Genomic DNA, 13364 nt, shown 5'->3' on the forward strand with positions numbered 1-13364 from the left:
CACGGTTCGGCTGATTGTAGGAACGCCGACGTTATGCCACAATTGAATTATGTTCATATTCATTATGCGAATTTATTTTGAACACACATGACTTGCTGGCCTTTGTAGCGGTGGTCGAGAGTGAATCGATGGTGCAGGCCTCGGAGAAACTGTTTCTTACGCAACCGGGATTGACGCGTCGCGTGCAAAATCTGGAAAAGTTGCTCGGCATCGCGTTACTTGATCGGCAGAGCAAGCCGCTCAAACCGACGGCGGCCGGCAACGAAGTGTATGGACTCGCACGCGCCGTGCTGCGCGCGGTCGACGACCTGATGGCGGTAGCGTCGCCCGATAGCGAACCGACGGGCGAGTTGAGAATCGGTGTACCGCCGTTTCTTTCCGAACTCGCGCTGGAGCACCCGATCGACGGTTTGCGCAGCGCGTTCCCGAAGCTCTCACTACGTGTGACCGCAGGGTGGTCGCCGGAGCTGTTACAGCGTCTGGACCACGCCAAGGTGGACGCCGTCGTTGTGCTGATGCCAGAGGACATGCCGCTGCCCCACGGCATGACGGCGATACGGCTGGCCTATCGCCCCACGGCAGTCATCGCGCCTCGCTCGTTCGGTTTGCCGGAAACCCCCGTGACGCTTGCCCAACTGGCGAAGCATCCGTGGGTGCTCAATCAGGATGGTTGCGGAATGCGCTCGACGCTCAGTCGCGCGATGTCGGCGTCAGGCTTGCCCCTCAATATCGCCGTCGAGGCGTTCGGTGCCGAACTGCAAATGTCGCTGGTGGCGCGAGGCCTCGGCGTTGGCCTCGCCGCGCCGGAGGTGCTGGCGCACAGCGCGCACGCTGACCAATTGCAAGTGCTGGATGTCCCTGATTTCCGAAAGGGACTGCATGTCTGGCTCGTTCACAGTGCGCTGCCCAGACGTCTCGAACAGCCCATTGTCTTCATGCGCGATGCGCTAATGGAAGCCCTGGGCAAGGACAATCATTGATAAAAATTGCCGTCGCGACCTAAGGAACGAAAGGTGACACGCGACCGCTTGCGATGCTGTGCCGCGCATTGAATGGACGCGCACTGCGCGCGTCCTCTCTCCCATCGGATGTCGCGTTTGCCGAGAAGGCGCAGACACAGGCCCGCGCCAAAGACCAGGGTGCGACGATGGCATCGGAAAACGGCCTGCAACAGGCCATCTCCGCACTCCATCGTCTGATGAACGGCTGACGTCCGCCCCCCCTGCTTCGTCAGACGCGCGTCGACTCGATATCGACGTGGGCAACCCCGGTTCGGGTACGTTTGATGCCTGCCGGATCGTCGAATGAGGATTCTGCGGGCGTTGCGCCCATACAGGACGACGACACCGCTCGCTCCAGCAACCCCGAACTCCAGTGCTGATACCCCAGCAATAACCGATACGACGCGCGTGCCGGGGTTGCGCCGCCCCACTGCCACGCGTCGTCTTTCCAGCGCTGTCCCCATGGACTCTCCGCCGGGTTCAGGCTCAGATAGGTCGCACCATCGACACATGATGTGTGACATTCGACGTCAAACTGCCGGCATGCCCGCGCAATCTCACTTGCCGTCAACGCATCGCCCGACGCGAGTAAGTGCTCGCGCAACGCGTCGTTCGCGGCGATTGTCGTCAGAAGCGATGTGTCGCAATGCGTGGCGAGCTGCGTCACGCACGCCACACGGCGAAGCACAGCGGGCTGATCGTTGCCCTGAACGTCGGCGAGCCGTGCACAGAGTGATTGCCAGCGGTGAGTCAAACGTTGCGCGTCATGTGTGAACGCCGCGTTACGCGCCCAGGTGCCCAGCAGACTTGTCACGGCGCGACAAGAGTCGAGCATGAGGCCCGCCACACGCAAGATGCCCCGATAGCCGTTGATCTCGGCCGGCGGGTTCGCGAACCACGACGGCATCCAGAGCCCCAGCCGGGCAGGCGGTATCGCCGTGTTGGCGAAGGTGAAGAGCGTGGCGACATCGCGGGCGCGAGTCAGTCTGCCCAGGGTGTTGCGCCATGAAGCAGCCGCTGCCGGCGGTGGCATCGCAACGCAGGCCTCCAGCAAGCGGCATCCTGCGTCCATGCGCTTGAGCACTTCGTCGACCGCATGATGGCGAATCAGTGTCGGCGAACCCAGCGACTGCGTGATCACCCCCTTCGCGCCTTCGAACGCCAGCAGTGTCCAGTCGGCCCAGGGCACGCCGAACGGTGTATTCGCTACCGCCGCGCCGCGAACCGTGTCTGATGCGTCATCCCCCGCAGTCGCCCCCTGTCGATGAAAGCAGGCGGCAATGATCGCGAGCATCGACAGATTGCCCACGAGCGACAGTGCATCGCGCGCCCCACGGAAATGCCACCCCCGGTGACCAGTGGCCGCCACCGTTTCAAGCCACTGCGCAATCTCGCGGTGCACCTGCTCGAGCGCGACACCGTCTGAAACGTCGGGGACGATCTCGTCCGGACCGCCTTGCGCGTGAGTGGGTGCCAACATCGCTTCCGCCCGCGCACGATTGTCTTCCAGACGTGCATCTCGCTTGTGCGCCAGATCGAACTCCTTGCGGTAGAAGTGCTGACAGGGCCCGGTACTGACCCACAATCCGGCCCACGCCTGGGTGAAGGCACGCGCCATCTCAGGATCGACGCGACGCGACACATCGACGCCATGGCGCCTCGCGCTGTGCGTCGTGTTGGCCGCGTGCGCGAGACGTTCGCCAAATCCGGTTCGTTCGGCGCGATGCGGCACCGTCGCCTCGCGCATACCTGCGAACTCGATGTCGAGTGTCGCGCGTCTGTCGACGTGCCAACCACTTGCGCCTGCACATTGCTGGTACCACATCGCTCCCCCTACGGTCATCGCCGGGCGCGCCGGCAAACCGTCGACTATAGGCGCGCGACGCGCATTGCATGGCATGGCGTCGAGCGGACACGCACGCCAGCCCCGGCCATCCGGTCTCGACGGCAGCGGATGTGACGCTCACGACCTCCCCAGCGAGCACCCACTTACGTAGCTTGCACAGGCGAGAGGATGCATCTGCTCTCGCCAAGTGCCAACGCGTCGCGGTAGACTTTCGCCACACCTGACGTCTGCGGTCCTGCTCGCACGCTCTGGCAAGCCCTCACTTCGCTGACATTGCTACGAAGCCGGGACTTCACTGCCAATCCTGCCGGCCGGTCAACGACTCAAGCCCTTTCGACGAATGCGAGCGCGTCCTCGTCGCGCGCCCCCCAGCCCATATGTCCAACATCCCGCCTCAAGCGCCTGCTGCTGCCGCCACCCCGCTTCCGCTCGTCGCGCTCACGCCCGACGAGATCCCGCTGGGTGAAGCCCTGCCCTGGGCCATCGTCGATCGAAATGGCGAGCCGTTGCTGGCCGAGGGGGACATCGTTCCCACGCAGGCCGGGCGCGACTGGTTGTTCACCTCCTTCGCGCCGCACCGCATTGCGAACCTCGGCGAGGACGACACCGCACCGTCCGATGCCGAGACATCGCCCTCGCCCGCCGCGGACAACACCGCATCGGCAGCAAGCGGAACCCAACCGCAGTACGCGCTCACCGACCTGAACCTGCGCCCGGGCGACTGGTTACAGATTCAGTTGCCGCCGGGTGCCGGGTCGCAGCGGGTTCGCACGCGGGTCATCGGTCACGCACCGAATCAGATGCTGTTCGTCACGGCACCGACCGGCCGTGCCGCGCCCCCGACCTTGCAGACGAGCGAGCGGCTCGAGTTGTGGACTTTCTCCGGCGAAGACATCTATCACTTCGTCTGCACGGTCGAGCGTGTGGAGCGCGCGCCGTTCGACTACGTCGTGCTGTCCGCGCCGGCCCAGATTCGACGCAAGGTGCTGCGCCGTTCGCAGCGCGTGTCCGCGAAGCTCGTTGCCTCGGTCACCCTGGGCGAAGCGCGACACCTCGCCTTGTTGCAGGACGTGAGCGCCGAAGGTGTTTCGCTGCTGACCAACGCGCCACTCGGCGCCCCGGGCGACAGCATGCATCTGGCGTTTCGCGTGCGCGTCGGCGATATCGACATGCCGATCGAAGCGACCGGCACGATTCGCGGCGTGCAACAGGGCGACGACGGCAGTCATCTACATGGCATCGAATTGCCGGCACTCGAACCCTCGCACTACGTAGCGCTCAAGTGCTACGTCTACGAGCGCCTGCTCGCGCTCGGGGGGGCCTGATGGCAAAGCCGAAATCGCCCGAAGCCGAGCGTCCCCGCACACTCGCCAGCCAGACGCTCTTTCGCGGTCTCGATATCGTGGAGGCCGTCGCCGCCGGCATCGACACCGTGCCCGCGCTCTCTGCACACACCGGCATCACGTCGTCGACCACGCACCGCATTGCCTCTGCCCTCGTCCATGCGGGCTATCTGCGATTCGAACCCCGTCGCGGCTATCGGCTGGGCAACAAGCTCATCGAATTGGGGTTTCTTGCGTATCGCCAGATCGACTTGCCGCGCGTTGCCCGGCCGACGCTGGAATCGCTCGCGAACGACACGCAGGACACCGTGCATCTGGCCATCGCCGATGGCTGGGAAGTGATGTACCTCGACAAACTGCCGGGACAGCGCGCCGTGGAAATCAGCTCGCGCATCGGGGGACGCAAGCCGATCTGCGTGACCGGTGTAGGCAAGGCATTGCTGCTCGATCAGGACGAAGGGGAATGGCAGGCGCAGCTCGATCACTACCAGACGCAAGTGTCGTCGCACCCCATCGACACGACGGCGTGGCTCGCCCGCATGCACGACTACGCGCGCCTCGGTTACGCCTTCGATCTGGAGGACGATACGCCGCAGATCCGCTGCGTGGCCGCCCCGTTGTATGACGCCAGCCAACGCATCGTGGCTGCGATCAGTGTCTCGAGTACGACCAAGTACATGAGCCGTGAGCGCATGCAGGAACTCGTGCCGCGCGTAAAAGACGCCGCCGCACAGATCAGCCGTCAACTCGGCTGGTCTGGCAACGCACGCTGATTGCCATTATCCGCAGACGAAACGCAGACAAAAAAAGCCGGCCCTTCCAGGGAGGGGCCGGCATCGGTACGACTTTGGAGATGCCACGACTTCGGTAATGCGTCAGATACGCTTTGGGGGATGCTCGGAGAAAACCGTGATGCCTTGTCCCTGCCAGCGCGGCGGGTCGCGTAGATATGTTATGCCGCGCGGCGCTTGAGCAGATCGAGCGCGACGTCGACGATCATGTCTTCCTGACCGCCCACCATGCGACGCTGCCCCAGCTCGACGAGAATGTCGACGGTCTTCAGGTCATAGCGTGCCGCTGCCGCTTCCGCGTGACGCAGGAAGCTCGAGTACACGCCGGCGTAGCCGAGCGCCAGCGTCTCACGGTCCACGCGCACAGCGCGATCCTGCAGCGGACGCACGATGTCATCTGCCGCGTCCATCAGCGTGTACAGATCGCAGCCGTGGTTCCAGCCCAGACGCGATGCCGCCGCGATGAACACTTCCAGCGGCGCGTTGCCCGCGCCTGCGCCCATGCCGGCGAGGCTGGCGTCGATGCGATCGCAGCCCTCTTCCACCGCGACGATGGAGTTCGCCACCCCGAGACTCAGGTTGTGGTGCGCGTGCATGCCGGTGAGCGTTTCGGGCTTGAGCACGTCCTTGAACGCGCGGAAGCGCTCGCGCACATCGTTCATGCTCAGCGCGCCGCCCGAATCCACCACATAGATGCAAGTCGCGCCGTAGGACTCCATCAGCTTGGCCTGTTCGGCGAGATGCTGCGGCGTGGTCATGTGGCTCATCATCAGGAAGCCAACGGTGTCCATGCCCAGTTCGCGCGCATAGGCAATGTGCTGACGGGAGACGTCGGCCTCGGTGCAATGCGTTGCGATACGAACCACGCGAGCGCCGGCGTCATAGGCTTCGCGCAAATCGTGCACGGTGCCCACGCCCGGCAGCAACAGCGTGGCAACCTTGGCATGCGTGACCGTCTCGGCCACCGCGGCGATCCATTCGAGATCGGTGTGTGCGCCAAAGCCGTAGTTGAAGCTCGAACCGGCGAGGCCATCGCCATGCGCCACTTCGATGGAATCCACGCGGGCGGCGTCAAGGGCGGCGGCAATCGCCTTCACGTTGGCAATGCTGTACTGGTGACGAATGGCGTGGCTGCCGTCGCGCAGCGTCACGTCGGAGATATAGAGCTTTTTCTGCGTCATGATGAGGTGTGTCTCCTGATAGCGCGTGCGACGCTCAAGCGGCAAGCGCCAGGCGGGTGGCGGCAATACGATCGGCACAGGCCAGCGCAGCGCTGGTCATGATGTCGAGGTTGCCCGCGTAGGCCGGCAAATAGTGCGCGGCGCCTTCCACTTCGAGGAAGACCGAAGTCTTCAGCCCCGTGAGTTTGCCCAGGCCCGGTACGTTCAGCGGACGCGACGCGTCGAAGAGCTCGAACTGCACCTTCTGCTTCAGACGGTAGCCCGGCACGTAGGCATGCACCTTGTCGACCATCGCCTGAATGCTGGCTTCGATGGCCGCCTGATCACCCGGCTCCGACAGCACGAACACCGTGTCGCGCATGATGAGCGGCGGCTCGGCGGGATTGAGCACGATGATCGCCTTGCCGCGCGAGGCCCCACCCAGCACTTCAATGGCCTTCGAGGTCGTTTCCGTGAACTCGTCAATATTGGCGCGTGTGCCCGGGCCTGCCGACTTGCTCGAGATCGACGCGACGATCTCCGCGTAATGCACCTTCGCCACTTGCGAGATGGCCGCGACCATCGGGATCGTCGCCTGACCGCCGCACGTCACCATGTTGATGTTGCGGGCGTCCAGATGCGCGTCGAGGTTGATCGACGGGATCACATACGGGCCGATGGCGGCCGGCGTCAGATCGATCACTTGCACGCCGCGCGCCTGCAGCAATTCGTTGTGATGCGCATGCGCCTTGGCCGACGTGGCGTCGAAGGCGATGCGAATGTCTTCGAAGCCCGGCATTTCCAGCAGGCCATCGATGCCGCCCGCCGTCACCGGTACCCCCAGCCGCTGCGCGCGCGCCAGGCCGTCCGAGGCCGGGTCGATACCGACCATCGCGCCCATTTCGAGATGCTCGCTATTGCGCATCACCTTGATCATCAGGTCGGTGCCAATGTTGCCCGAGCCAATGATCGCCACTTTCTGTTTGCGTCGTTCCGTCACTGTCGTCTCCTGAACGTGTCCGTCCACCGGTATGAGGCGCATCGTAATTCCGCGACAACTTAAATGTCAATATGTAAACATTGATCTCATATATTGAGATAAACAAAAGACGCAGCTTATCCACACTTTTTGTTCACAAGCCCGTTGATAACTTGCGGAAAAGCATGGCAAGTGGCTGATTCGACAGGGAAGAATTGCCGCGCGCGAAAGTTGTGCCACGTGCTGCAAAACGAGGCGTGGCGCGGCTTTACGTCGGGTTGGGTTATCCACAGAATCTGTTTGCAAGCCAGTGGACAACTCGCGGATAGACGACTCAAGTCGTTGATCCGGTGAGAGAAAAATGCGACGCGCATTTGCTGCGCCCATCGGCGGGCTCTCGCGTCTTACTGAATGCCAGTCAATGAAAGACGGGAGGCCCTCGCGATTCAGGCCCGCACCGGGCGACGTTATCCACAGAAATTGTTCACAACCCGGTGCATAACACGTCGATATCCGAGATATCTCATTGACGCGAAAGGACAACTTCTCGGCGCAGCAGGTTCGGTCAATGCGTGCTGCGCGAGTGGGCATTCACGCAAACCGACAGCGCTTCGAACTTTTGCGATGGACGGGAGGTCTAGTCACTCTTGAATGCCGGTCGCACGAAACATCGAAGGCGATACCGCCAATGCCCGACGCACCGCATTCGTCCGCACGATGTCGACGCTTGCCATCGACACGTTTCTCGCAAACCACGACGCACTCATCCATGCCTACGAACCCCCAATTCACCGGGCGGCTCGCGCTACCGATTCGACTCGCACCGCTTGCCTCATCCTCCCGGACTTCGCCACACAATCGCCGCCGCGGGCTTGCGGCACGCAAGGCACTCAGCGCACTCGGCGCCGCGTTGATGTGGGTCTCGCCACTCACGGCACATGCCGACAATGCCCCCAGCGGCATTTCGACCTGGACGGGCGCCATCGTCGACGAACTCCACGAGGTAGCCACGCAAGGGGCCAGCGATCTTTACGTGCCGCTGCATACGCATCACCTGCGCTTCGCGTACACCCGTGAAAAGATCGACCAGTACAACGAAAATCCGTGGGGCCTCGGCTACGGCCGCGTGCTGTCCGATGGCAAGCACGGCTCGCGCATGTTGTACGCCATGGCGTTCAAGGACTCGCATAACGACTGGTCGCCAATGGCAGGTTACGGCCGCATCTGGAACATCGCGAATGCAGGACCGGTGCGATTCGGCCTCGGCTACACCGTCTTTCTGATGTCTCGATCCGACACCATGGGCGGCATTCCCTTCCCCGGCGCGCTGCCCCTCGCGGAGATCGGCATCGGGCGCGCCGCCGTCTCGACCGCCTACGTCCCCGGGGGCAAAGGCAACGGCAACGTGCTGTTCATCTTCGGGCGCTACACGTTCGGCAAGCCAGGCTGATCGTCAGTCTCGATAGCGTCGTGGCGCCCCCTCACGTCGCTGCATGCTGATCGAGCGCGGCATTCGAGTCTGCATCGGGCATGGTGCGTGCGCACCATGCCCCGAACCCGGCGATATAGCTGTATGCCAGCGCCGGAACCAGAAACGACAGCACGATCCCGGCACTGTCCGCCAGTGCTCCCTGCAAGTACGGCAACACTGCGCCGCCCACGATGGCCATGCAGATCAACCCGCCGCCCTCGCTCACGCGCGAGCCGAGCCCGCCGACCGAGAGCGAGAAAATCGTCGGAAACATGATCGCGTTGCCGAGGCCACAGGCCAGCAGCAACCACATCGCAAACGACGCGGGCAAGGCCATCGACGCCAGAAGCAGCATCAGGTTGTAGAGCGCGCACAGGCTCAGCAGTCGTCCCGGCGACACCTTTCGCAGCAGCCACGCCCCCACGAATCGCCCCACCATTGCCCCGCCCCAGTAAAACGCGAGATAACGGCTCGCCTGCGCATGGTCGAGAATGCCCGTGCCCGTTTGCGTCAGGTAGACGATCAGAAAGCTACCGATGCTGACCTCGGCGCCAACATAAAGAAATAGCGCCACGATGCCGTAACGCAAGGGACGGTGCGCCATCAAACTGCGGACGTTGCCGAGCAAACCGGGAGGCAATACGTCACCGGCGCGCTGTTCCGGCAGCGTCAACCGCCACAGCACCACGCCGCCAATGGCAAGCACTACCGCAAGCAGCCCGTAGGGGCCGCGAACGCTGTCGACGGCGTGACCGGTCGCGCTCGAGGCCTGCGGTGCAAGGATCCAGAGGGCCGCAAGCGGTGGCCCCACCGTGGTGCCCAGCGAGTTGAACGCCTGTACGAGCGTGAGTCGGCTCGCAGCCGCACCGCGTGAGCCCAACGTCTCGACATAGGCATTCACCGCGACTTGCAGCAATGTGATGCCGCTCGCCAGCACGAAAAGCGCCGCGAGAAAGCAGGCATAGGAGGTAAGTGCCGCGGCAGGGAAAAACAGGGCGCAGCCCAGACCGGCGAGCCACAGGGAACTGGCCAGCGCGCGCCGATAACCGACACGCGCGGTGTACTGCCCGGCGGGGTACGACACGACGAAATAGGCGGCGAAGAAGCTGGATTGGATCAGCGCTGCGTCGCGGTATGTCAGCGCGAACGCCGCCTTGAAGTGAGGCACCAGAATGTCGTTCAGCGACGTAATGAGCCCCATCGCGAAGAAGAGCGTCGCGAGCATTGCTAGCACACGATTCGCAGAGGGCATGGGAGACGTCGGTGAGTCGTCGGGAAGCGGTAAATCGGAACGGCCGGGGGCATTCGTGCGATCGACAAGCATGCATGTCTCCAGAAGCCAACGGTAAAGACTCGTTGAAAGAGGGGCCAATGCACATCAGTGTAGAACGCGCTTTCGATGCCGGGATACGGGCGGAATCTCATATTTGCGTGACGCTGCGATGGCATGCGATGCCGCGCGATACGCATTCGTTCACCCGTTTCCCCTTGTTTTTCAGTGCTTTCGGCTCTTGTCAGCCGACGTCTTTTGATCGACTATCGGCGGCATAGGATATGCCGCCACATTCGGGGAAACATCATGCGGGGTTTCAGGACTTTGAGAGTTGCGACGGGATGGCTCGTCGCCGGCATGCTCGGCTTCGCCGGGCACGCGCATGCGCAGTCCGGTGGCGCGCCGCGCGCGCCGGTCACCGCGTGCAACTGCGCGCAGATCATTGCCGATTGTTCGGCCTCCGTGTCGGTGCTCCCGACACGCGCGGCCAACGGCGTATTCTCCGCCGACGTCATGCTGCAAACCGACGCGCCCTCGTGCGCCAGGGTCGACTATCAGCTCGACGACACGCCCTACGTCACGATACTGCGCGACGGCGCTCAGGGCGGACAGCGGCTCTACGGCACGCGCCCGCTCACGCGCAATAGCCTGTCTCACATGTCTTGCCACGTGTGCGCCGCGGCGTCCGCACCGGTACAAAACGACGGCTTGTCACCCGACATGGCGCGAGTCGACGGTGCGCCCGGCACATTCAGCGCGGCACCGGCCGCCGTATTGCCGCCCTCGCCCGGCAACAACGTCAGCACCTACGCGCCCCCCGCCACTGCGTCGCAAAACGCGGCCATCGCGGCAACGGCGCCGCAACCCAGCGCACCGCCGCCGAGCACCATTGGCGACACGGCGGGGCTCAATGCAGTGAACGCAACGAACGCCAGTTCACCGGAAGTCGCGCGCGACGTCGCGGCCATCGATGCGCCGCCGCCCGCAGGCATCACCCTCGTCACGCCACCGATCCCCCCGGGCGCGGCGCTCCAAACAAGTGCACCGGCACCGTTGCGCGTGGTGAACCCGTCGGGACGTTGGCGCGGTCTGTGCACCAATGCACCTCCCTGGTGGGGTTTTTGGGGCTCACCGATGACACGACTGATGGCACTCGCGCTCAATGGCGCGCAAGTCACCGGCAGCGTCGACGACGTCGAACCGAATGTTCACACCACCGTTCAGGGCACGCTTGCGGGTGATCGTCTGCAACTCGCGGGCAGCTACGGCGCGAAGCACAACATCACTTTCGGCCCCGACGGCACGACACTCACCGATGCCTGGTGCAACAGCGACGGTCGCTGCGAAACCTGCGAAATGCAGCGTTTCTAAGGGTTTCCGGGACATTGCGCTGGCTCGCGGCGCTTCGGATGCACACAAAAATCGCGTAAAAAAATGCGACGAAAGCCGGAGAAAAATCGCACTGAAAATTCGCGATGGCAACGACGAAGCGCTACGCGACGAACGAAACACGTCGAAATGCAGCGCGATCGTCGCTCAGCCTCGTGCGGCAAGCACGCAACATAATTCGCGCACTACTCTCACAAAGCGATTTCTTAGGTAGAATCGTCGGCGCAGCAAGACGTATCATTCGGGTGGCCGTTCTCCGACGGCACTTTCTTATTCTCATCGATTGGATCGATATGGCAACGGCAAAGAAAGCAGCAGCAAAGAAGGCCCCTGTGGCGAAAAAAGCTCCGGCAGCAAAGAAGGCTCCGGTAGCGAAAAAGGCAGCCCCGAAGGCCGCTCCCAAGGCAGCTCCGAAGGCAGCCGCCGGCAAGATTTCGCCGATCAAGGACTCGCTCAACAAGACCCAGCTCGCAGCGCACCTCGCCGAACAATCGGCTGTCGCCGTGAAGGAAGTGAAGGCTGTGCTGGCCGCGCTCGAGAACACGATCATCAGCTCGCTGCACAAGAAGGGCGCTGGCGAATTCACGCTGCATGGCCTGTTCAAGGTCACGTCGCAACAAATCGCCGCCAAGGCGAAGCGTTTCGGCAAGGATCCGTTCACGGGTCAAGAGCGTTGGTTCCCGGCCAAGCCGGCTTCGGTGCGCGTGAAGGTTCGCCCGCTGAAGAAGGTCAAGGACGCTGCCCAGTAAGTCTTGCGCTCGCGCCGCCGTGGCACTCACGGCAGCGTGAATTGCACAGACCTGGCAGGCAAGGCCTGAATACGGTGCCGGTTTCCGGCACCGTTTTTTTTCGTCCGCCATTTTGTTTCGCGTGTCGTGAGAGACTGATTTCGTCATCCTCATCACTTCGGTGGCGCTGCACCGTTCGACGAAAACTCAGGGTTTTCGCTGGGGTTTGTGCGGAGTGGACGCGTCTTGTGTCGCCCGCTAACATCGCTCGGGACAGCCGTCAGCCAGCGGCAGAGAGCACGCCTGGCACCCCAAGCCGGCGTTTTCGGCGATGTCTTCGCAGCTTCAGGAGACTCAGCATGACTCGCAAGTTTTCGCGTCACCCTGTACAAGCGCAACACGTGTCATCGCATCCGGCCAGCCGACGCACCACGCCAGGCGCCGAGAACACGAATTCGCGTCGCGGCTTTCTCGCCACGCTCGGCGTCGCTGCCATGCCAGCCGCGTTCGTCGGATCGCTCGGCGGCACGCTCGGTGGATGGCTCACCGGCACCCTGTCGCTTTTCTCCACGCCCGCTCACGCGCAGACCGTTGCCGGCATCAAGAAGAAAGGCACGATCAACGTCGGCATGCTCATCGACTTTCCGCCGTATGGCACGACGAACGCGCAAGCGCAGCCAGACGGTTACGACGCCGACGTCGCGAAACTGCTGGCCAAAGATCTTGGCGTGAAGCTCAACCTCATGCCCGTGACGGGACCGAACCGGATTCCGTATCTGCTCAGCGGCAAAGTCGATGTGCTTGTCGCTTCGCTCGCGATTACGCCGGAGCGCGCCAAACAGGTTCAGTTTTCCAAACCGTATGCCGCTGCGACCATCCTGCTGCTCGGCAAGACCGGTGCACCGATCAAGTCCGCCGCCGATCTGAAAGGGGTGCGTGTCAGCGTGGCGCGTGCGAGCACTCAGGACATGGCCGTCACCAAGACGGCGCCCGAAGGCACCGAGATCCGCCGATTCGACGACGATGCCTCCGCCATGCAAGCGCTGCTAAGCGGGCAGGTCGATGCGATCGGCTGCTCGGTGACGGTCGCAAATGCGATTCGTCAGCGCGCGCCGGGTCAGTTCGAGCCGAAGTTCAATCTGCTGCAACAGGCGATGGGCATCGCGATGCGTCCCAATCAGCCAGAGTTGCTGGAGGCGATCAACGACTTCGTTTCACGCAACACGGCCAACGGCGAGTTGAACAAGCTGTATCGAAAGTGGCTCGAGACCGATCTGCCGAAGATGGCGTAAGCGCCATCGGCGCACGGCCCACGTTGCACGAATCGCGACAATCACGCCCCTAGCGATGGCGTCCCGAATCCGCCGTCGCGTTCCCATGTCG

At 63.2% G+C, this 13364-nt stretch carries 11 protein-coding genes; 7 read left to right on the forward strand and 4 right to left on the reverse strand.

Annotation, left to right across the window (positions count from 1 at the left end; all coding sequences use genetic code 11):
• The first annotated feature begins 77 nt into the window (after window positions 1-77).
• Window positions 78-980 (forward strand): LysR family transcriptional regulator, encoded by a 903-nt coding sequence (locus tag PI93_RS20330; protein WP_039369962.1) that lies wholly within the window; start codon window positions 78-80, stop codon window positions 978-980.
• Window positions 981-1230: 250 nt separating this feature from the next.
• On the opposite strand, the gene PI93_RS20335 is transcribed toward PI93_RS20330, so the two are convergent.
• A complete protein-coding gene (locus PI93_RS20335; protein WP_039369959.1) occupies window positions 1231-2826 on the reverse strand; it encodes a hypothetical protein in 1596 nt (531 codons plus the stop codon).
• Between the two features lie 398 nt (window positions 2827-3224).
• Between PI93_RS20335 and PI93_RS20340 the strand changes: the two genes are divergently transcribed.
• Together PI93_RS20340 and PI93_RS20345 are read left to right on the forward strand one after the other, a co-directional pair.
• A complete protein-coding gene (locus PI93_RS20340) occupies window positions 3225-4172 on the forward strand; it encodes a flagellar brake protein (RefSeq protein WP_039369957.1) in 948 nt (315 codons plus the stop codon).
• Window positions 4172-4963, forward strand: coding sequence for an IclR family transcriptional regulator (locus tag PI93_RS20345; protein WP_039369954.1), 792 nt, complete (start codon window positions 4172-4174; stop codon window positions 4961-4963). The genes PI93_RS20340 and PI93_RS20345 overlap by 1 nt, the downstream gene beginning before the upstream one ends.
• Before the next feature lie 179 nt (window positions 4964-5142).
• Here the strand turns inward: PI93_RS20345 and dmpG are convergent, their stop codons facing one another.
• Together dmpG and PI93_RS20355 are read right to left on the reverse strand one after the other, a co-directional pair.
• Window positions 5143-6162: a 4-hydroxy-2-oxovalerate aldolase gene (gene dmpG / locus PI93_RS20350; RefSeq protein WP_039369952.1), complete on the reverse strand. Its 1020-nt coding sequence runs from the start codon at window positions 6160-6162 to the stop codon at window positions 5143-5145.
• Between the two features lie 34 nt (window positions 6163-6196).
• Complete coding sequence (locus tag PI93_RS20355) at window positions 6197-7183, reverse strand: acetaldehyde dehydrogenase (acetylating) (RefSeq protein WP_191623379.1); 987 nt, start codon at window positions 7181-7183, stop codon at window positions 6197-6199.
• 706 nt (window positions 7184-7889) lie between these two features.
• On the opposite strand from PI93_RS20355, the gene pagP reads away from it, so the two are divergent.
• The gene (gene pagP, locus PI93_RS20360) at window positions 7890-8570 is read left to right on the forward strand and encodes a lipid IV(A) palmitoyltransferase PagP (RefSeq protein ID WP_158453318.1); all 681 of its coding nucleotides are present in this window, start codon (window positions 7890-7892) and stop codon (window positions 8568-8570) included.
• 31 nt (window positions 8571-8601) lie between these two features.
• On the opposite strand, the gene PI93_RS20365 is transcribed toward pagP, so the two are convergent.
• Window positions 8602-9915, reverse strand: coding sequence for a sugar MFS transporter (locus PI93_RS20365; RefSeq protein WP_236105774.1), 1314 nt, complete (start codon window positions 9913-9915; stop codon window positions 8602-8604).
• 273 nt (window positions 9916-10188) lie between these two features.
• Here PI93_RS20365 and PI93_RS20370 point away from each other — a divergent pair, with 273 nt between their 5' ends.
• From PI93_RS20370 to PI93_RS20380, 3 genes are all read left to right on the forward strand, one after another.
• On the forward strand, window positions 10189-11235 hold the full coding sequence (locus tag PI93_RS20370) for a hypothetical protein (RefSeq protein WP_144400537.1): 1047 nt from the start codon (window positions 10189-10191) through the stop codon (window positions 11233-11235).
• 311 nt (window positions 11236-11546) lie between these two features.
• On the forward strand, window positions 11547-12002 hold the full coding sequence (locus tag PI93_RS20375; protein WP_039370019.1) for an HU family DNA-binding protein: 456 nt from the start codon (window positions 11547-11549) through the stop codon (window positions 12000-12002).
• A gap of 473 nt (window positions 12003-12475) precedes the next feature.
• Complete coding sequence (locus PI93_RS20380) at window positions 12476-13273, forward strand: transporter substrate-binding domain-containing protein (protein WP_039370016.1); 798 nt, start codon at window positions 12476-12478, stop codon at window positions 13271-13273.
• Window positions 13274-13364 lie beyond the last annotated feature (91 nt).

Source organism: Pandoraea fibrosis (genome assembly GCF_000807775.2).
Lineage (GTDB): Bacteria > Pseudomonadota > Gammaproteobacteria > Burkholderiales > Burkholderiaceae > Pandoraea > Pandoraea fibrosis.